Genomic DNA, 19749 nt, shown 5'->3' with positions numbered 1-19749 from the left:
CTTATTGTAATTCTATTTCTACCATTAATCCCTTGCCAATATTACTACCAGGTTGTATCGATTGACTTTTCACTTTGCCACTACCTTTTACTCTTGCTTTTAAACCAGCATTACCAATTAAATACATCGCGTCCTTTAAACCCATACCATTTACATTTGGCATGATTCCTTTCACTGGTGCATTTTCCTGATAAGCGATTCCGTTACTTGTATCTACTGAATTGAAATAATCCGATTTTGCGGCATAAAGCGCTTTAATACCAAATGCATTGTATACCTTTTTTGTTGCTTTACTTTGACCAGCCTTTGCTTCTGGCGGATTAGTGTTACCCACAAGATTTTGCTTAATCCCGCTATACATCTTTATATCACCAGCATAAATGCGATCCGCGATTTTTCTGAAAACCGGTCCAGAAACCAACGCACCATAGTATTCACCAATTGGATCATTGATTACAACGATCATTGAGTACTTAGGTTTTTCGGCAGGAAAATAACCAACAAACGAAGCTTGATATTGCTTTTTAGCTTTATAACCTAAATTATCATCAGCAACTTGTGCTGTACCAGTTTTACCAGCAATTTTATATAATGGATTATATACAATTTGTCTTCCGCTTCCATTAGTTACTACGCCTTCTAACATTGCTTTTAACTTACTCAAGGTTTCATCAGAACAAACTTTTTCATTCATTACCTTTGCCTTGAACTGTTCTATTGGATTACCTAATCTTCTAATTTCTTTTACAAAAATTGGCGAAATCATTTTACCGTTATTAGCAATAGCGTTGTATAACGTTAACATTTTTAAAGGGGTTAACATCATTTCATAACCATAAGCCATTTGAGGCAAAGTCATATTTTTGTTCCAGCTTTTGTTTGTAGCTGGATTTTTAACCACAGGTCTTGCCTCTCCAGGAATTTGCAATCCTGTTCGTTCGTTCAAATGCCATTTATACAAATGATCAGTGAACTGCTTCGGATTATCACGATAGTTATTATTAATCAATTGAGCTACAGCTGAATTAGACGATTGTTCAAATGCTCTTTTTACTGTTACTGTCCCAATACTTCCGTGAGAATCCTTAATAACATGTCCTCCAGGTAACTTATAATTTTCGGTTCCGATTAGCGTATTGGTATCTACTTTTTTATCATCTAATAAAGCCATGTAAGAAGCTAATTTAAAAGTAGAGCCAGGATCTTGGTTTCCTGCAATTGCATAATTAAATGCCTCTTCGTAAACCCCTTCTTCTTTTCTTGTATAATTTGCAATAGCCCTAATCTCACCAGTAGCTACTTCCATAACGATTACAGCACCATGATGAGCTTTACTTCTAATCAACCCTTCTTTTAATGCATTTTGTGCTAAATCTTGCATATTAATATCGATGGTTGAAATAATATCAGCGCCATCTTTTGGGGCAACTTCTGCATCATTATTCACCGGAATCCATACTCCACCACTAATTCTTTGCATTAACTGTTTACCACTTTCGCCGTTAATGTAATTACCATAAGCTCCCTCTAAGCCAACTCCATTTTTTACATTTTCATTTTTGTAGCCTATGGTTCTTGATGCTAAATCTTTAAATGGTTTAATGCGTCTATTTTGCTGAATTGCCATTAAACCACCAGTATATTTTCCAATATTATACAATGGAAAAGTTCTAATTACTTTTAAGTCCTGATAAGAAACCTTACGTTTAATTAGCACATAGCGAGCGCTATCTTGTCTAGCTTTACGTAAAAAACGAGAATAATCTTTTGCACTTTTATCTCCAAAAAATTGAGATAATTTCATGGCCAACGAATCTACTTTACTATCAAATACTTCTTTATTTTGAATTCCACCCGCCAACATATCCATGCGCAATTCGTATTCAGGGATTGATGTTGCCAACAAACTTCCATCGTTTGAATAAATGTTACCTCGAGCAGCTTCAATATCAAATTCTTTAGTTGATAAACTGTCGGCCATGGCACGCCATTTATGTCCTTGTATAAACTGCACATCTCCCAACCTCAACAAAACAGCAAAGGCGAAAAGCACAATCAACCCAAAGGCTAAGTACACACGCAGTAAAATGTTTGCTCTAATGTTCATTTCTTGTTTATTATGATTTTTTTTGGTGGTTCTATTAGTTCTTTTATTCCAAGCGTATCTACTTTTTTTGCTACTTCAGTTAGTTTACTTTTGAACATTAAATCCGCTTTTAGCGATTTATATTCCCAGCTTAACTCTTTAACTTCTTTATTCAGCTTATCTATATCACGTATATTTTTTACCGCCATGTGGCTATTAGCAATATAAATCATCCCCAAAACGCATAAAAAAATCAAAAAAGGAAGCATATCCGTTGCTGATTCTTTACTTACAACCCCTTCTGTAAATAATTTTCTAAAAAAAGCTGTTGTAGGTCCGTCTTCTTTAGCAGGTTCTTGTACAGTTTCCAACTCTTCTTGTTCCTGCACTTCTTCTTGCTCTTCTAATCTTTTTTTGAATTGGTTATTCATATTTTTTCTCCAATTCTTAATTTTGCACTTCTAGCACGACTATTTATTGCCAGCTCTTCTTCGTCTGCTATTATCGCCTTACGAGTTATTGACCTAAAAGGCTTTTCCTCGTTTCCGAAGAAATCTTTATCAACTTCTCCCCTAAATTTTCCTTTAGCGATAAAGTTTTTCACTGGTCTATCTTCTAATGAATGATAAGACATCACTACTAATCGCCCACCTGTATTTAAAACTGCTGCACTTTGCTCTAAAAAACTTTCTAGAACCTCTATTTCCGCATTCACCTCAATTCGCAAAGCCTGAAAAACCTGCGCCATGTATTTATTTTCTTTTCCCTTTGGGATGTGAGCCGCAATTACACTTTTAAAGTCTGCCAGAGTAGCTATTGGCTGATTAATACGAGCAGTTACAATGGTTTTTGCAAGGGATTTCGCGTTTTTAACCTCTCCGTAAATCCCGAAGATTTTATGCAATTTATCTTCCGCATACGTATTCAAAACTACCGCAGCAGTTAATGGACGTTGTTTGTCCATGCGCATATCCAAATCTGCTTCAAAACGAGTTGAAAACCCTCTACTAGGCTCATTAAATTGATGAGAAGAAACACCTAGATCAGCCAAAATACCATCTACATGCTTGTAACCCAATAACCGTAAATTATTTTTAAGGAAACCGAAGTTTTGATCTACAAAAATGAAACGCGGGTCATTAATTTTATTTCTTTGCGCATCCGGATCTTGATCGAAAGCTATGAGAATACCGTCTTTACCTAAGTTTTTTAATATCTCTTTAGAATGACCCCCACCACCAAAAGTAACATCAACATACACTCCTGATGGCTTAATATTTAATCCTTCAATACACTCTTTCAGTAAAACTGGTACGTGGTAATTATTTTCCATCTTCATCTCTCCTATCTTTACCACCCATCACTTCTTCTGCAAGATTTGCAAAATTCTCTGGCTCGTTATCTAATAAATTATCATAAGCAGTTTTAGACCACACTTCAATTTTATCGAACTGACACGCCAAAACTACATCTCCATTAATACCAGCAAATTCCAATAAAGATTTTGGCAATAAAACTCTACCCGAAGCATCCAAGCTTAACTCTGTAGCTCCACGGGTAAAAAAGCGGATAAACTCTCTAGTTTTTTTCTCGTACTGATTTAACTTACTTAACTCAGCTACAATACTTTCCCAAACCTTTTTTGGATAAATAACTAAGTGCTTTTCAAATCCGCGGTTAATGACCAAGCCCTCTTGCTCTACACTAGGCAATTGTTTTTTTAGACTTGAAGGCACCATTAAGCGACCTTTCGCATCTAATTTACAATCAAACTCTCCTAATAGCTGTATCATTTTACCACCAACACTTTTTATGTAGTGTAAAAATAAACACTTCTACCACAATTTACCACTTCTTACCACAAAAAGTTTTCAACATATTTAAAATCTCCATTTTGTTCCATTTTTTGGTGATTTTGAAAGAAGTTCTTGAGAATCAAAAAGGCGGCATTTCGAATTATTATTCGAAATGCCGCCTTTTAAGTATTAATTATAAGCTATTTACCTAGCTTTGAATAGCTTTTACGCCTGGCAATTCCTTACCTTCCATATATTCTAATAAAGCTCCACCACCAGTAGAAACGTAGCTTACTTCATCTTCTAAACCAAATTTGGCGATTGCCGCAGCAGAATCTCCACCTCCAATTAAAGAGAAAGCTCCATTTTTTGTTGCCGCAACTACAGCTTCAGCGATAGCTTTTGTACCTTGTTCAAAATTGGCCATTTCGAAGACGCCCATTGGTCCGTTCCAAAGTAGAGTTTTAGAATTTTTAACAGTTTCACTGAATAACTGAATAGTTTTTGGGCCAATATCTAAACCCATCCAGTTTGGGGGAATTTCTCCTGTATCTACCTGATCCTTTGCTGCATCATTATCAAATTTATCAGCAATTACTGTGTCAACTGGTAAAATTAAATTTACTCCTTTAGCTTTAGCCTTATCTAATAATTCAAGACACAAAGCCATACGATCTTCTTCTAAAAGTGATGTACCTATTTCTCCGCCTTGCGCTTTAGCAAAAGTGTAAGCCATACCTCCGCCAATAATCAGATTGTCAACTTTGTCTAATAAACTTTCGATTAACAGAATTTTATCTGAAACTTTTGCGCCACCCATAATAGCTGTAAATGGTTTTGCAGCACCATGATTTACTTTCTCTGCATTTTTCAATTCTTCAGCCATTAAATACCCGAAATATTTAGCATTTGGAAAGAATTGAGCCACAATAGTTGTTGAAGCATGAGCACGGTGTGCTGTTCCAAAAGCGTCGTTAACATATACATTACCAAGTTTTGATAATTTTTCTGCAAACGCAACATCACCCTTTTCTTCTTCTGGATGAAAACGTAAATTTTCTAATAACAAAACTTCTCCTGGAAAAAGATTTTTAGCTTTATTTTCTGCATCGGCACCAACACAATCGTCTGCGAATTTCACAGTTAAATCGAGCATTCTCGATAAATCACCTAAAATATGTTTTAAAGAATATTTTTCTTCTGGTCCACCTTTTGGCCTACCTAAATGCGACATTAAAATCACTGAGCCACCTTCATTTAATATTTTATTAATTGTTGGCAAAGCGGCACGCATTCTTTTATCATCTGTAATGGTATAATCCTTATCTAAAGGCACGTTAAAATCTACTCTTACTAGTGCTTTTTTATCTTTAAAATTACATTCGTCTATTGTATTCATATATCAGTATAAGTTTAAAATCATTTCATAGTGTGGTCCAACTCCTGCTATTTCAAATTCATTCGAAACAAGGTTAAAGCCTAATTTTTTATAGAAATCGATAGCCGAACTTCTAGCATTGCACCAAATATACTGTGCGTTTGTATTTTTGATATATTCGATCGCAAATTTTACTAATTCCAAGCCATATCCTTTTCCTGCAAACATGGTATCGCTTGCCATTCCTCTTAATTGATAACCTAATTCTTTTTTATCCTTGTAGTTATTAGGAAAAAAAGATGCAATACACGCTATTTCCCCATCAGCATAAAAAGCTAAATGAAAAGCTCCCTCTATCTCATCTGTAGCAAATACACACTGTTCTATAGGTAAGCCATTTCTTAAAATCTTACTTCTAAGACCTAAAGTTAGTTCAAACGGAATAAATTTAACCATTTACATGAGCAATTTTTTCAACCAAATCAACCAACCTATTCGAATAACCGGATTCGTTATCGTACCACCCTACCACCTTTACCAAATCGCCAACAATAGAGGTAAGTAGAGAATCAAATATACAAGAATGTGTATTATTAATAATGTCGACAGAAACAATTGGATCTCCTGTATATTCAATAATTGATTTTAATTTACCTTCAGAAGCTTTTTTAAAGGCCGCATTAATTTCTTCAATTGTTGTTTCTTGTTTAAGAATGCAGGTAAAATCTGTTAAAGAACCATTTAAAACTGGTACGCGAATTCCAGCTCCTCCAAGCCTCCCATCTAAATGAGGGAAGATATGTGTAATTGCTTTAGCTGCACCTGTACTTGTTGGTATAATTGATGATGATGCAGCTCTCGCTCTTCGTAAATCATTATGCGGTGCATCATGCAGGTTTTGGTCGCCAGTCATGGAATGAATAGTGGTAATATAACCATCTTCTATTCCCCAATTATCATCTAAAATTTTTACCATTGGAGCGACATTATTTGTGGTACATGAAGCGTTAGATATAATCTCTGCTTTAAGATCAATTTCGTCATCATTTACACCAATTACTACCATTGGAATACTTGAATCAGTAGCTGGCGCAGAAATAACCACTTGTTTTGCTCCTGCTTGAAGGTGTAAAGAAGCATTAGCACGATTGGTAAATTTACCTGTAGATTCGATTACTACATCTATTTCTAGTGTTTCCCAAGGTAGTTGACTAGGATTTGCGATTGCGAAGATCTTAATTCTTTTTCCATCAATAATTAGCAAATCATCTTCATAAGTAACATCACCATTATAAACTCCATGAACAGAATCATATTTAAATAGATGTGCAAGTGTTGCAGCTGAGGCAAGATCATTAATAGCTACAACATTAAGTTGACGCTTTATTGCTGTACGTAAAAAAGTTCGACCAATTCGGCCAAAACCATTTATTGCTAACTTCATGTAGCAAAACTACCTATATTCTTTTAAAGGAAATGCTATTTTTTGTCGTTTTTTAATCACAACATTAATAAGTAGAGGGCTTAAAAGTATCTTTAAAAATGACATCAATTAATTTATACTTTTTATTGGTCTTTTTACCAATAGCATAAGTTATAGCAGCATTCATAACAATGCAAATTGATATTAATAAGGTAATTAGAGTGAAATTTCCAACTCGTTGTAATTCAACTGCAAAGAAAATCATCGCAACATTAAAACCACCTAAAATCATTACTATTTTATTGGATTTAAAGCCTAAACGCTGTAACCGATGATGAATGTGGTTGCGATCGCCTTTAAATGGAGAACTTTTATGTAGAATGCGAATGATAAATATCCTCAGTGAATCGAAAATTGGAACCAATAGAACTGCAACTGCAATTGACGGTGCAGAATAAAAATATGGTTTAGGTAAGGAACCGATTTTATTAAGTTCTATAAATTTAATGGCTAAAATTACACAAACAAGGCCTATAATTAATGCACCCGTATCACCCATAAAGATCTTGGCTGGAGAGTAATTAAATATTAAAAAACCTGCAACAGCTCCAAACATTGCAAAGGCAATAAATGCATATGGCAAAGCATTAGCTATCGAGAAAAATATTCCAAAACTCAATGTAGCAATTGCCCCTAAAGTTCCGGCCAGACCATCTACGCCGTCTATTAAATTAAATGCATTATTTACAAAAATAATTACAATCACGGAAAACAATCCACCCCAAATTACATTTACCTCCCACACATAAAAAACACCATATAAGCTTGTTAGCTTAAATCCTCCTAAAACAACTAAAATTATTGCAACAATTAATTGAAGAAGAAATTTAGTGCTAGGGCCAACGCCGTATAAATCGTCTTTAAGTCCTAAGCCAAATAAAATAATACAGGAAGTGATTAAAAAATTAGCTTGTTGATAATTTACAGTAGTAGCAAATAGTAGTATAGTTATTGTAAAACTGCAAAAAATAGCTACTCCTCCCAATCTGGAAATATGGATACGATGAGCTTTTCGATGTCCATCTGAGTTATCGAACAAACGATATTTTATGGCTGTAAAAATTATAGAAGGAATGCCAGCTATCGATAATAGAAATGCTAAACCAACAATTGAGATATAGTATATTAAATTCCCTTGTAAAAAATCCACAATAAATTGATTTGTCATGTACCCAAAAATACTTATTATATGTTTACAGAAAGTTAATTTAATTAATTTAATGTAAATACTGCTTAATCTTACTTATTTTTTTTGCAGCAATAGTTAGTAAAGGAAATGATATATTATTTGCCTTTATTGCCTTGTAGTCATTAATGAACGCATGATAGCGGTGTTTAAAAGAAGCATTACTCATACCACCTGTTCTCATATTAACAATTAAATGATCAAGAAATACTGCATTAATTTGATAATGATATAAATATCTAAGCATTAATTCATAATCTGCAGCTGTTCCAAAATTTAGAGAATAATTACCCAAACGATCAAATAATTCTTTTTTTAGATATAGAGTTGGGTGTGCGGGCATCCAACCTAATTCAATATCTCTTTTTGTAAATTGCTTTGAAACCCATTTTCTTATAATTTGATTTGCATCTTCCGGATTGATATAGTTCAAATTTCCATAAACTGCATCTGAGTTATTGTTTTTAAAACAAGTTACAATTTTCAAAATCACATCATCAGCCGCAAGCATATCATCAGCATTGAGTATACCTATTATATCTCCAGTTGCTTTATTAATACCTTTATTTAAGGCATCGTACATCCCCTTATCTTTTTCAGAAATAAAACAATTAATATTCTGTTTGTATTTTTCAAGTATTGACAAAGTAGAATCTGTAGACCCACCGTCAATTACAATATATTCAATATCCTTATATGTTTGACAAATAACAGATTTAACACAATCTTCTATGTATTTTTCTCCGTTATATACTACAGTGATTAAACTTACTTTCAATGACAGAATTTCTAAATAAATAATTTTAAGGAATATTTGCTTTAATCTAGTACCTTTTATTTTAACTGAAATGAGCTTTCTTTTTTTTAAGAATGTAATTTAGTTTCATACAAAAACATTTAAGTTAAACATAAATAATGCAATTTAAAGGGATTAATGAGAAATTAAATCCACATTTATACCCAATTCTACTCATTAATAAAATATTTAAAAAATAGATTTAACTAAAAGTTATAATATTTCTCTTATAAAGAAAATAATAACAACAACTCATTACCGCACTAATCAAAACCCAAATATAATCATCAACTGAGCAAGGTAGTGGACCATAACTTACGTAATTCCCTAAACTATATGTTGAATTTTGTTTAATATAGCAACCATTTGTTGAAATTGCCTGAACACAATAGACCGAATTTGGGCTAGTAACTCTATCGGACGCACCATTATAAACATAAGTTGGCAAGCTATTATAAGAAGTAGTGGGGGTAATATATAAGTTTCCTGAAGATGCATATATGCAACCATTAGCTGCATTGGCATTATTATTATTTATAAAAAACAAAATACCAAGAGTGACAATAATTTTAAATTTATTCATGAAAGGGACGAATTATACTTTAATTTAGGCAAGTTTTAAGCCGAAATATTATTTCGTTTAAAGAAATATATAAAGTGAATTAAAATAATTTCAGAAACTTTATTTAGTAAAAGTTAAAACCACATTTTTCTTATTTCCATATTTTTTCAGCATCTTTAAGCTGTATTTATAGTTTTATCATTTTATATAAACGATATAATTCTACAAGAAATACCATACTATGCACAAAGTCAATCTTCTAAGAAATTTACTCCTAATCTTCACTGCAGTCTTACTTTTATCATCTTGTGCTGCTCGTAAAGAAAAAACTCTTTTTAATGCATCTACTGATATAGTGACCGACACCATAAAGCAAGTTTACGTAGTAAATGATCAAGGACTTGGCGATATGTATTATAAAATCAAAGTAAACGACATTTTGGCCGTTAGAAATGTTCAAAACAAAGAGTTTGGTTCTACAAGTGCAGTTGGTTCTTCTTCTGGCGGAAGTTTAGCAACGGTTACTTCTTATCCTGTTGACAATGATGGAAAAGTAAATCTTCCCGCTATTGGAAAAATTGCCATTGCTGGTTTAACTCGAAAAGAAGCTACTGCCAAATTACAAGCAATTTATGAGGAAAAGCAATTAGTTGATCCAATTATAGAAGTGACAATTGTGAATGTTAAGGTTACATTGTTAGGTGAATTTATTAAGCAAGGCAACTTTTTATTAGAAAGAGACAATACAACATTAATAGATATTTTAGGTGAAGCTGGCGGCATTACTAAAACTGCTGACCCTAAAACTTTAAAAATTATTCGTGGGGACAGAAGCAATCCAGAAATTATTTACGTGAACTTAAATGACATTAATAGCTTAGCTAGCAAGAAATTAATTTTGCAAAACAATGATATAATTGTTTTACAACCTACTAAAAGTAGTGTGCTTGGCGAAAAATTGCAGAGCTTTAATAATATCATACAACCATTACTTGTTGTAATTAATTTAGGCGTATTAATATTTACATTTACCCGTTAATGAACAATCCAGAAATTTTACAACACACTAAATCCGTTAGACAGGATATAGACTTCTATAAAATATTTAAAGTTTTTTTTAGTCGCTGGTATTGGATTGCAGGTTGTGTAATTATTGCATTAATAATTGCCCGAATAAATATACTGTATACACCACCGATGTATCAGACTAGTGCCTCATTAAAATTACAAGAAAGAAATCCTACAATAAATACAATGGGAGGTGATCCTTCTCAGGCATATAATTATACAGACAGAATACAAGCAGAAGGCGTTGTTATTAAAAGTAATGATGTTATTTTAAATGCAATATCTAATCTCGATTATAAAATATCTTATTATATAAAAGGTACGATTAGAACTACTGAATTATACCCAAGAAAACCATTTGAAATAGAAATTATTAAACAGGATTCAGTTGATTTTAGTCGGTTTTTATATCAAGTAGAGGCTGTTAATCCTAGAACATTTACGTTAATTTCAGAAAATAATGGCCCTAAAAAGGAGTATCACTATGGAGATACCTTAAAAATGGGCAATATGATATTCCGAATTAAAAGTCAGATTCCTTCTGGTTCTTATAGTTTTAAATTTAACTCAAAAGAGGATTTTATAGGTAGAGCTAGTGGTATTTCCATTAGTGAGATGGGTAATTTTACTAATATCATGTTATTAACACAAACAGATTCTAATCCTGTTTTTGCAGCAGATATTTTGAACTCTATTATGAAGGAATATGTTGCTTATGATATCATTGAAAAACGAAGATCAGCAGAGCAGACAATAGAATTTATTGAAAGCCAGTTAGGCTTTTTAAATAAAAAAGCAGACACAGCAGGTTCCAACTTAGCCAACTACAAAATAAAAAACAAAATGGTTGATTTAAGTGCTAGCAGTCAATTGAATGCCAGTAAGCTTAGTGCATTGGAAACACAAAAATCTGAAGTAAATATAGAATTGATTGGAATAAATGAATTAGAAAATCAAATCAATAATAATAGAGACAAAATAAAAATTAATTTTGATTTAGAAGGGAACATAAGTGGCTTACTAAGTGGCTTAATTGGTCAGTTAAATGCATTAATTAGTACAAGAGAACAAAAACTAACTCAATTTAGACCAAATTCAGAACCAATTCAAGAACTTGACAAACAGATTTCAGACGTTAAGATTGCCATTAAGAATAATATTAGATCTCTAAAAGAGCGCAATCTTAAATTGATGCGTTATTTCGACAATCAGATTGCTTTAGTTAATCAAAGTATAAGTCAAATACCAGGTAAAGAAAAGGATTTTGTACAATTTCAATCTAATTTTGATGTAAACAATAAAGTTTTAACTTACTTATCAGAGAAAAAATTAGAATCTGAATTAAATGCAGCCGCAATTGTTGCAGGTGCTGCGATTGTAAACAAGGCATTTCCAGATAATGTGCCAATCTCTCCTGTAAAAAATAAAATATATTCTTTTGCCGCGATGATAGGATTAGCATGTGGTTTTGGTCTTATTTTACTGGTACGTTTCTTAAATCCTTACATTTATGATAAAGAAACTGTTGAAGCTTTAACGAATACGCCTATTATTGGGGTAATTAGAAAATTCCCAGAATATATTGATAAGGACAACAGACAAGCGCTTTCTATCTCAAAACCAAAATCAGTTTTTGCTGAATCTGTACGTTCTGTTCGGACAAATCTTAGTTTTTTAGCGAGTAACAAAAAAAGCAAAACAATTTGTATTACATCCGAGGTTTCTGGAGAAGGTAAATCATTTGTAACAGTTAATTTAGCTGGCACATTAGCTTTAATTGATAAAAAAGTTATTTTAATTGCTGCGGATTTACGTAAATCAAAACTTCATAAAGTTTTTGGTAGTGATAATAAAGTTGGTTTGAGCTCTTACTTAATTGGACAAAAAACGTTAGAAGAAGTTATTATTCATGATGATGTCCACGGGATAGATTTTATCCCATCTGGCCCAGTACCTCCTAACCCATCAGAGTTGCTACATACTGAATCTATGAAGAAATTGCTAGAAATATTAGCTCCTCAATATGACTATGTATTGGTAGATACTGCACCTGTTGGTTTGGTCTCAGATGCTATTCCACTAATTAGGCAATCTGATGTAAACTTGTTTGTAATTCGTTCTGGAAAATCCCAGTTTAGAGCTGCGGCCATACCTGAAAGGTTATCTCGTGAGTATGGATTAAGCAACTTAGCAATCGTTTTAAATGCATTTGGCGATGATGCACTCCATTCTAATTACTACACGACCGACTATGCAAGAGGTGGTGGAAATAGCACCTATTATTATTCTGATTATTCTGGATATGCTGGTTCTGGATATTATGAAGAGGACCCAAAAAAATGGTGGGAATTTTGGAAGAAGAAATAATGTACGTGATGGATGCCAAATATGATAGACAATAGTTACAAATGGTACCCTCTTTACACACGTTCTAGGGCTGAGAAAACAACACAAGAAGCATTAGCCAAAAAAAACATCATCTCTTATTTACCTTTAAAAAAGGTGTTGAAACAATGGAGTGATCGAAAGAAAATTGTTGAAGAGCCTTTATTGAAATCCTATCTTTTTGTTTATATCTCAACTAAAGAATATGCTGAGGTATTAATGACTTATGGCGTTAGTCGATTTATTTATTTTTCTGGGAAAATTGCTTCGATTCCTGATAAGCAACTTGCAGATTTAAAATTATTATTAGCTAATGCAATGGATCTTGAAGTAATTGAATATGATATTTCGTTAGGAGAAAAAGTTTTAATTAAAGCTGGCCCATTTAAAGGAATTATAGCAGAATTAGTATCTTTAAAAAGCAAAAAAAGTATAGTTTTAAGATTACAGGATATAGGTTATTCTATCTTAATTAATACTTCTATGGCTTTTATTGAGCCAATAACATAACCAACATAATAGCAAGCAGTTACAGAATTTTAATGTGATTGAGAGGGCGAAGCTGTGCTTGATTAGCATTGTATTTTATCAATTACTTACTTAAAAAACACGCATTATTAATAAATTAAGTTTACTTCTTTATTAATTTTACTAATAGTTAATACATGTGCAGAATTGCTGGCATCATTGCTCCAAATTTTTCTTCTGAACAATTAAAGCATCAAGTAACCTTAATGTGCGATAGTATGGCGCATGGTGGTCCAGATGATTTTGGGGTTGTAGTTGATACAGATAAAAAAGTAAGCCTAGGGAATAGACGGCTTTCTATCTTAGATTTAAGTGCAGCAGGACATCAACCTATGTTTAGTGATGATGAGCAAATTGTAATTGCTTATAACGGAGAAATCTATAATTTTAAAGTTCTAAGAGCACAACTAATTCAGGAAGGTTTTAACTTTAAAACGGATTCAGATACAGAGGTAATTATTAAAGCTTATCAATTTTGGGGAGAAATCTCGTTTGAAAAGTTAAATGGAATTTTTGCTTTCTGTTTACATGATAAAATAAAGAATTGCTGTTATTTAGTAAGGGACCAAAGTGGCGTGAAACCCCTGTATTATAGCCGAGATGGTTATAATTTAATATTTGCATCGGAAGTAAAAGCATTTGAACACTCTGGTGTAATCCAACAGCCAAATGAAAACTGGAAAATATATTATTTAGCTTTTGGGCACATTCCTGAGCCATTTACTACTCTAAAAAATGTATATAGTTTACCAAAAGGTAGTTTTTTAAAATATAAACTAAGTGATGGTTCCTTTAAAATTGAGTCTTATTTTCAATTTACCACAGCTATTCAAATAATTGATGAAGGAGAAGCCATTATCAGAATTAAAGAAGAATTAAATAAAGCGGTTAAACTTCAACTTATTTCTGATGCAAGTATAGGAGTTTTATTTAGCGGCGGACTTGATTCTAGCATCATCACTTTACTTGCTGATATGTATGCTAAAGGAAATTTAACTTCAATATCTGCTAATTTCAATGAAATAGACTTTTCTGAAAGTAATTATCGACAAATCATTTCTGAACGAGTTGAGGCAGGTCATCAAGAACACTTAATTACCTATAGGGATTTTGTGTATAATTTTGATACCGTATTAAAAAACATGGATCAGCCAACTACGGATGGTATTAACACGTGGTTTGTTTGTAAGTGCGCAAAAGAAAATGGTTTAAAATCGGTGCTTTCTGGATTAGGTGCCGATGAATTATTTGGTGGGTATCCTTCATTTGATCGTATTAGGAAAATTCAAAATTTAGGTCGAATAAGTAAAGAATTAATTAAATCTGCTCGCTTTTTACAAAACACCAAATTAAACAGACTATATTATTTAAGTTTTCAATCGCCAGTTGGTGAATATTTGTGTTTAAGAGGTTTATACACTCCAGATATTATAGCTAAATTATTAGAAATAGATGTGCAAACAGTTATTAATTGTTTGCAAAATATTCCTTTGAATGATACCATTCGCTATTTAAATGATGAAGAACGAGCAAGTTGGTTTGAGATTAATATGTACATGCAAAACCAATTGTTAAAAGACACTGACTTCATGAGTATGAGCCATGGTGTAGAAGTAAGAGTTCCATTTTTAGATGTAAATTTTGTAAATCTGGTAACTTCAATACATCCTTCGATAAAATTTGGAGTATATCAGAAAAAGCGATTACTGATTGAGGCTTATAAAGAGGATCTTCCTGAACAAATTTTGAACCGCTCAAAAATGGGATTTACTTTCCCATTTCAAGAATGGATGGTAAAAAACAAAGAGATCTCATCACCCGATCTTTATCAAAATAAAAAAGCCAAAAAATTAATCGCATCATTTAATAACAATAAGTTGCATTGGTCTTCTGCTTTTGCACTTTATAAAGTATTCCATGCCTCCTAAAGTTCTTTTTTTAACCTTAAAGGTTTTCGGTTTTACGGGCGGAATTGAAAAAGTTTGCCGTTCTATTTGCCGTTCATTATATGATCTTGGAGAAGAAAATGTTGTAGAGCCTACAGTTTATTCTATGTATGATAAATACTTTGACAGGGATTTTAGATATTTAAAAAAACAACAATATCATGCTTTTAATGAACATAGAAAATATTTTGTAATTAAATCTTTAATCAAGGGAATAAGGTCTGATGTTATTATTTTAAGTCACATTAACTTATTATCAGTTGGTTATTTAATAAAAAGATTTAGTCCAAAAACTAAAGTTTATTTACTTGCTCATGGGATAGAAATTTGGAGAAAATTGCCAGAACCTAAACTGAAAGCACTTAAAAGGTTAGATAAAATTATTGCTGTTAGTCATTTTACGGCAGAAAAGATAAAAAGCATACATGGCATTAGAGCCGAAAAAATGGAAATACTTAATAACTGTATTGATCCTTTCTACTTCTTCCCAGAAAATTTTAGCAAACCTAAACCATTACTAGAAAGATATGGTCTTAATGCAAATCAAAAAATATTAATGTCGCTTTCTAGAGTTGTATCATCGGAAAAATATAAAGGATACGATAATACCATTTCTATTTTACCTGAATTAATTAAAAAATATCCAGAAGTAGTATACTTAATAGCTGGTAAATCTGATGAAGAGGAGAAATCAAGATTGGAGAAATTAATAGCCAAACATCAAATAGCCAGTCATATTAAATTAATTGGTTTTATAGATGAAGCTGAAATTACTGATCATTTCTTGCTTTCGGATATTTTTGTGATGCCAAGTAAAAAAGAAGGATTTGGAATTGTATTTATTGAAGCAATGGCAAGTGGTTTATATGTTGTAGCTGGCAATAAAGATGGAAGTGTGGATGCACTAAAAAATGGAGAATTAGGTAAGTTAGTTAATCCTGATGATTCCAATGAAATTGAAAAGACCTTAGATGAGCTTTTGGAAGCTCCTTTAAATCACGAAGAAAAAATTACTTTGCAGAAAAACGTCTTACAAGCTTTTAGTTATGAAAAATATCGCGAAAGCATTAAAAATTTAATTGTTCATGGCACAAGTTATCTTATGTTTTTATAAATGAATAAACAACAAGAAACCTGGAAAATAGCTCCTTCAACTCATCTTTTTGACTTAAAATTAAAAGAAGTTTGGGCTTACAGAGATTTATTAGGCCTATTGGTAAGAAGAGATTTTGTTTCTTTTTATAAGCAAACTATTCTAGGCCCGCTTTGGTTTTTTATACAGCCATTATTTACCACCATTATTTTCACTTTTATTTTTGGAAATCTTGCAGGGATATCAACAGACGGATTGCCAAAACCTCTCTTTTACATGGCTGGAATTACTGCCTGGAATTATTTTGCTGATTGTTTAACTAAAACATCGACGGTATTTAAAGATAATGCAGCAATTTTTGGTAAGGTTTATTTTCCAAGATTAATTATGCCACTCAGCATTGTGGTAAGTAATTTAGTTCGTTTCGGAGTGCAAATGATCTTGTTTCTATTTTTTATAATGTACTACTATTTATATAAAGGGGCAGATTTTCAACCTAGTTGGGCAATTTTATTATTCCCATTGGTAATTACGTTAATGGCACTACTAGGATTGGGGGCTGGTATGATTATTTCTGCCTTGACTACAAAATATCGTGATCTCTCCTTTTTAGTTGGTTTTGGCGTACAACTATTGATGTATGCAACTGCAGTAATTTATCCATTATCTACTGCAGTTGAGAAATACCCTAAATATAGTTGGTTAATAAAATATAATCCAATGACAACCCTTATTGAAGTATTTAGATTTGGTTTTTTAGGCAAAGGAGAATTTAGTTGGAGCTATCTAGGATATACTTCCACTATAACTTTAATTATACTTATAATAGGGGTAATTGTTTTTAATAAGGTAGAGAAAAATTTTGTAGACACGGTTTAAGCATATTAAAAGATGTCAATAGCGATAAAAGTAGAAAACTTGAGTAAAGCATATCAATTAGGCCAAATAGGTACTGGAACAATTAGCCGTGATCTAGAGCGCTGGTATGCTCGAATACGAAAAAAAGAAGATCCATTTTTGCGTATTGGTGAGGATAATAATCAAACCTCTAAAAGTACAAGCGATATTGTTTGGAGCTTAAGGGATATAAATTTCGAAATTGAACAAGGAGATGCAGTTGGAATTATTGGAAGAAATGGTGCTGGTAAAAGTACACTGCTAAAAATCTTAAGCAAAATCACCTCCCCTACTACTGGCAAAATTACTGGGCATGGCCGAATTGCAAGTCTATTAGAAGTTGGAACAGGTTTTCACCCAGAATTAAGTGGAAGGGAAAACATTTTTTTAAATGGTGCGATTTTAGGCATGCGTAAAAAAGAAATCGCCCGAAAATTAGATGAAATTGTAGAATTTGCGAGTATACAACGCTACTTAGATACGCCAGTAAAAAGATACAGTTCTGGCATGTATGTACGTTTAGCATTTGCGGTTGCAGCCCACTTAGAAAGTGAAATTTTAATCGTAGATGAAGTATTAGCTGTGGGTGATGCAGAATTCCAAAAGAAATGTTTGGGTAAAATGAATGAAGTGAGCAAAGGCGAAGGAAGAACTGTTTTATTTGTTAGTCATAACATGCAGTCTATAAACAAACTCTGTAATAGATCCATTTTACTCCATCATGGAAATATAGCTGGATATGATGTCACAAGTAAAATAATTGATCAGTATTCTTCAAGTGATGATAAACTACAAGAGATACATTTAAATAACAATTACTTAAGCTTTCTTAAAATTGAGCAAATAGATAATTTCATTCGAATCCATTGCCATTATAAAAATTGCGAAAATTTCAACACCCCATTTCTTGGATTTACCATAAGTGATTCTTACAACAATAAACTCTTTGGCACAAATCCAAAGCTACAAATACCTAGTAAACAAATAATTAAATCTTCATCTGGTCAAATTATTGCCGATATCCATGAGCCAAAATTATTAGCTGGAACTTATAATTTATCAGTGTGGTTTGGGGACGGAAGCTCAGATTATTTTGAACAAGAAAATATCTTATCAATCGATATTATTGATATGGGTACTTACGATGTCCATACAACAGCAAACGAAAATGGACCAATAATTCCTAAAGTTATTTGGAATCAAGTAATATGATAAAATTTACATGTATTATAACATGTTACAATAGAGAAGATCTTATCCAGAGATCTATAAAAAGCATTTTAAATCAATCTTTTCAAGATTTTGAAATTATTATTGTAGATGATGGCTCAACGGATAAAAGTATTGAAAGGATTAAATTGATTTTAGATAAAAGGATTAAATTAATTATTCATGAAAAGAATTCCGGACAAAATGCTGCGATAAATACTGGAATTGCGGCTTCAAAATATGACTATTTAGCATTTCTTGACAGTGACGATGAATGGTTACCTGAATATTTACATGAAATGTATCTAACTTATCTTAAAAATCCAGCTGTAGGGTTTGCATATACATTTTGTGATGAAGTACCATCAACATTATTGGAAGGTGAAAAAATGTATGCTGATGTATTAAATAAAGGCTATTTATCAGCTATGATAGCAATAACAGCAAGAAAAGATGCGGTTTTGGCTATAGGCAAGTTTGATGAAAGATATACTATTTGTCAAGATGATGACTTTTGTTTTAGACTTGCAAAAAATTATGCTTTTAAAGCTATACCAAAAAAGCTTGCTGTTATTCATGGTGCTCCAGATTCCATGACCAAAAATTTATTAAAACTTGCAGAAGGATTTAACTTTTTATTCGAGAATTATAAGGAAGATATTTTAATTAATTGTGGAGGTAAAACATTATCAAAACATTATTTAGATATCTCTATAGTTTATTTTAGAGCTAAAGCTCTTTCGAAGGGGTATAAATTCTATTTTAAATCGCTTAATTATTACCTCTTCTCTAAAGGAACTAATAGATTTAAGTTTCCTTTGAATCAGTTTTTAAAAAAAACAATTTTCATCTTGAGAATAAATTTAAGTCATATTAAACAATTTATTTTAGGTAATCATGGTAGAAGAGGTTAAGTTTAAGGATCAGAAATTGGCTATTATAATTCGAGCTAATTATAAAAAAGAGGGTATTTCATTTTTTACTCCAGGAGATTTTTCTCAACAATTGGGCTATATGAATAGACCAAAAGGATATGTGATTGATCCCCATGTACATAATTTGGTGGAACGAAAAGTTACACTGACACAGGAAGTTTTATACATCAAATCAGGAAAAGTGAGAGTAGATTTTTTTGATGATGATCGAAATTATTTGGAAAGTAAAATAGTAGAGGAAGGTGATGTAATTTTATTAGCAGCTGGTGGACATGGTTTTGAAATGTTGGAAAATTCCGAAATGATAGAAATTAAACAGGGACCATATTGTGGAGATGAAGACAAAGTGCGCTTTGAGCATCGTCAAGAAAATATCAATTATAAATAACGAATAACTGCCT

General features: G+C 32.2%; 19 protein-coding genes. 9 read left to right on the top strand and 10 right to left on the bottom strand.

The genetic code is table 11. The features are described from left to right. Window position 1: 1 nt before the first annotated feature. The 10 genes from ACHMWN_RS09635 to ACHMWN_RS09590 all read right to left on the bottom strand — a co-directional run bounded on the left by ACHMWN_RS09635 (window position 2) and on the right by ACHMWN_RS09590 (window position 9308). Complete coding sequence (locus tag ACHMWN_RS09635; RefSeq protein ID WP_397300218.1) at window positions 2-2107, bottom strand: penicillin-binding protein; 2106 nt, start codon at window positions 2105-2107, stop codon at window positions 2-4. Beyond that, complete coding sequence (locus ACHMWN_RS09630; protein ID WP_397300215.1) at window positions 2104-2517, bottom strand: FtsL-like putative cell division protein; 414 nt, start codon at window positions 2515-2517, stop codon at window positions 2104-2106. The genes ACHMWN_RS09635 and ACHMWN_RS09630 overlap by 4 nt, the downstream gene beginning before the upstream one ends. Further along, window positions 2514-3419, bottom strand: a complete 906-nt coding sequence (gene rsmH / locus ACHMWN_RS09625; RefSeq protein ID WP_397303563.1) for a 16S rRNA (cytosine(1402)-N(4))-methyltransferase RsmH — start codon at window positions 3417-3419, stop codon at window positions 2514-2516. The genes ACHMWN_RS09630 and rsmH overlap by 4 nt, the downstream gene beginning before the upstream one ends. Further along, the gene (gene mraZ, locus ACHMWN_RS09620; RefSeq protein WP_397300214.1) at window positions 3409-3879 is read right to left on the bottom strand and encodes a division/cell wall cluster transcriptional repressor MraZ; all 471 of its coding nucleotides are present in this window, start codon (window positions 3877-3879) and stop codon (window positions 3409-3411) included. Before mraZ ends, rsmH begins: the two co-directional genes overlap by 11 nt. A 211-nt stretch (window positions 3880-4090) precedes the next feature. After that, a complete protein-coding gene (locus ACHMWN_RS09615; RefSeq protein ID WP_397300212.1) occupies window positions 4091-5281 on the bottom strand; it encodes a phosphoglycerate kinase in 1191 nt (396 codons plus the stop codon). A gap of 3 nt (window positions 5282-5284) precedes the next feature. Further along, entirely contained in the window at window positions 5285-5716 is a 432-nt protein-coding gene (locus ACHMWN_RS09610) for a GNAT family N-acetyltransferase (protein ID WP_397300209.1), read from the bottom strand. Further along, entirely contained in the window at window positions 5709-6704 is a 996-nt protein-coding gene (gene gap, locus ACHMWN_RS09605; protein ID WP_397300207.1) for a type I glyceraldehyde-3-phosphate dehydrogenase, read from the bottom strand. The genes ACHMWN_RS09610 and gap overlap by 8 nt, the downstream gene beginning before the upstream one ends. 64 nt (window positions 6705-6768) lie before the next feature. Beyond that, window positions 6769-7911, bottom strand: coding sequence for an MraY family glycosyltransferase (locus tag ACHMWN_RS09600; protein ID WP_397300205.1), 1143 nt, complete (start codon window positions 7909-7911; stop codon window positions 6769-6771). 49 nt (window positions 7912-7960) lie between these two features. After that, a complete protein-coding gene (locus ACHMWN_RS09595; RefSeq protein ID WP_397300203.1) occupies window positions 7961-8707 on the bottom strand; it encodes a glycosyltransferase family 2 protein in 747 nt (248 codons plus the stop codon). Between the two features lie 220 nt (window positions 8708-8927). After that, on the bottom strand, window positions 8928-9308 hold the full coding sequence (locus tag ACHMWN_RS09590) for a hypothetical protein (protein WP_397300200.1): 381 nt from the start codon (window positions 9306-9308) through the stop codon (window positions 8928-8930). A gap of 220 nt (window positions 9309-9528) precedes the next feature. On the opposite strand from ACHMWN_RS09590, the gene ACHMWN_RS09585 reads away from it, so the two are divergent. The 9 genes from ACHMWN_RS09585 to ACHMWN_RS09545 all read left to right on the top strand — a co-directional run bounded on the left by ACHMWN_RS09585 (window position 9529) and on the right by ACHMWN_RS09545 (window position 19736). After that, window positions 9529-10326, top strand: coding sequence for a polysaccharide biosynthesis/export family protein (locus ACHMWN_RS09585; RefSeq protein ID WP_397300197.1), 798 nt, complete (start codon window positions 9529-9531; stop codon window positions 10324-10326). Further along, the gene (locus ACHMWN_RS09580) at window positions 10326-12722 is read left to right on the top strand and encodes a GumC family protein (protein ID WP_397300194.1); all 2397 of its coding nucleotides are present in this window, start codon (window positions 10326-10328) and stop codon (window positions 12720-12722) included. The genes ACHMWN_RS09585 and ACHMWN_RS09580 overlap by 1 nt, the downstream gene beginning before the upstream one ends. A gap of 21 nt (window positions 12723-12743) precedes the next feature. Then, a complete protein-coding gene (locus ACHMWN_RS09575) occupies window positions 12744-13250 on the top strand; it encodes a UpxY family transcription antiterminator (protein ID WP_397300191.1) in 507 nt (168 codons plus the stop codon). Between the two features lie 155 nt (window positions 13251-13405). After that, the gene (gene asnB / locus ACHMWN_RS09570; protein ID WP_397300188.1) at window positions 13406-15196 is read left to right on the top strand and encodes an asparagine synthase (glutamine-hydrolyzing); all 1791 of its coding nucleotides are present in this window, start codon (window positions 13406-13408) and stop codon (window positions 15194-15196) included. Next, window positions 15186-16328 carry a glycosyltransferase family 4 protein gene (locus ACHMWN_RS09565; protein ID WP_397300185.1) on the top strand — a complete coding sequence of 381 codons (1143 nt, stop codon included), beginning with the start codon at window positions 15186-15188 and terminating at the stop codon, window positions 16326-16328. The genes asnB and ACHMWN_RS09565 overlap by 11 nt, the downstream gene beginning before the upstream one ends. Next, window positions 16329-17186 carry an ABC transporter permease gene (locus ACHMWN_RS09560; protein WP_397300182.1) on the top strand — a complete coding sequence of 286 codons (858 nt, stop codon included), beginning with the start codon at window positions 16329-16331 and terminating at the stop codon, window positions 17184-17186. A 12-nt stretch (window positions 17187-17198) separates the two neighbouring features. Beyond that, window positions 17199-18416 (top strand): ABC transporter ATP-binding protein, encoded by a 1218-nt coding sequence (locus tag ACHMWN_RS09555; protein ID WP_397300181.1) that lies wholly within the window; start codon window positions 17199-17201, stop codon window positions 18414-18416. Further along, a complete protein-coding gene (locus tag ACHMWN_RS09550; RefSeq protein ID WP_397300179.1) occupies window positions 18413-19327 on the top strand; it encodes a glycosyltransferase family 2 protein in 915 nt (304 codons plus the stop codon). The genes ACHMWN_RS09555 and ACHMWN_RS09550 overlap by 4 nt, the downstream gene beginning before the upstream one ends. Next, a complete protein-coding gene (locus ACHMWN_RS09545) occupies window positions 19311-19736 on the top strand; it encodes a hypothetical protein (RefSeq protein WP_397300177.1) in 426 nt (141 codons plus the stop codon). The genes ACHMWN_RS09550 and ACHMWN_RS09545 overlap by 17 nt, the downstream gene beginning before the upstream one ends. The last annotated feature ends 13 nt before the right edge of the window (window positions 19737-19749 follow it).

It is taken from the genome of Pedobacter sp. UC225_61 (assembly GCF_044452285.1).
Taxonomy (GTDB): domain Bacteria; phylum Bacteroidota; class Bacteroidia; order Sphingobacteriales; family Sphingobacteriaceae; genus Pedobacter.
The sequence above is the reverse complement of the archived record's forward strand: the minus strand, read 5'-3'. Positions and strand labels throughout refer to the sequence as shown.

What these genes read in the sequence shown, in the direction of transcription:
- ACHMWN_RS09580 (WP_397300194.1), top strand. Translation starts at nt 10,326, where the DNA reads ATGAACAATCCAGAAATTTTACAACACACTAAATCCGTTAGACAGGAT.
- ACHMWN_RS09555 (WP_397300181.1), top strand. Translation starts at nt 17,199, where the DNA reads ATGTCAATAGCGATAAAAGTAGAAAACTTGAGTAAAGCATATCAATTA.
- ACHMWN_RS09585 (WP_397300197.1), top strand. Translation starts at nt 9,529, where the DNA reads ATGCACAAAGTCAATCTTCTAAGAAATTTACTCCTAATCTTCACTGCA.
- ACHMWN_RS09630 (WP_397300215.1), bottom strand. Translation starts at nt 2,517, where the DNA reads ATGAATAACCAATTCAAAAAAAGATTAGAAGAGCAAGAAGAAGTGCAG.
- asnB (WP_397300188.1), top strand. Translation starts at nt 13,406, where the DNA reads ATGTGCAGAATTGCTGGCATCATTGCTCCAAATTTTTCTTCTGAACAA.
- rsmH (WP_397303563.1), bottom strand. Translation starts at nt 3,419, where the DNA reads ATGGAAAATAATTACCACGTACCAGTTTTACTGAAAGAGTGTATTGAA.
- ACHMWN_RS09565 (WP_397300185.1), top strand. Translation starts at nt 15,186, where the DNA reads ATGCCTCCTAAAGTTCTTTTTTTAACCTTAAAGGTTTTCGGTTTTACG.
- ACHMWN_RS09575 (WP_397300191.1), top strand. Translation starts at nt 12,744, where the DNA reads ATGATAGACAATAGTTACAAATGGTACCCTCTTTACACACGTTCTAGG.
- ACHMWN_RS09600 (WP_397300205.1), bottom strand. Translation starts at nt 7,911, where the DNA reads ATGACAAATCAATTTATTGTGGATTTTTTACAAGGGAATTTAATATAC.
- ACHMWN_RS09560 (WP_397300182.1), top strand. Translation starts at nt 16,329, where the DNA reads ATGAATAAACAACAAGAAACCTGGAAAATAGCTCCTTCAACTCATCTT.
- ACHMWN_RS09610 (WP_397300209.1), bottom strand. Translation starts at nt 5,716, where the DNA reads ATGGTTAAATTTATTCCGTTTGAACTAACTTTAGGTCTTAGAAGTAAG.
- ACHMWN_RS09635 (WP_397300218.1), bottom strand. Translation starts at nt 2,107, where the DNA reads ATGAACATTAGAGCAAACATTTTACTGCGTGTGTACTTAGCCTTTGGG.
- ACHMWN_RS09590 (WP_397300200.1), bottom strand. Translation starts at nt 9,308, where the DNA reads ATGAATAAATTTAAAATTATTGTCACTCTTGGTATTTTGTTTTTTATA.
- mraZ (WP_397300214.1), bottom strand. Translation starts at nt 3,879, where the DNA reads ATGATACAGCTATTAGGAGAGTTTGATTGTAAATTAGATGCGAAAGGT.
- gap (WP_397300207.1), bottom strand. Translation starts at nt 6,704, where the DNA reads ATGAAGTTAGCAATAAATGGTTTTGGCCGAATTGGTCGAACTTTTTTA.
- ACHMWN_RS09615 (WP_397300212.1), bottom strand. Translation starts at nt 5,281, where the DNA reads ATGAATACAATAGACGAATGTAATTTTAAAGATAAAAAAGCACTAGTA.
- ACHMWN_RS09545 (WP_397300177.1), top strand. Translation starts at nt 19,311, where the DNA reads ATGGTAGAAGAGGTTAAGTTTAAGGATCAGAAATTGGCTATTATAATT.
- ACHMWN_RS09550 (WP_397300179.1), top strand. Translation starts at nt 18,413, where the DNA reads ATGATAAAATTTACATGTATTATAACATGTTACAATAGAGAAGATCTT.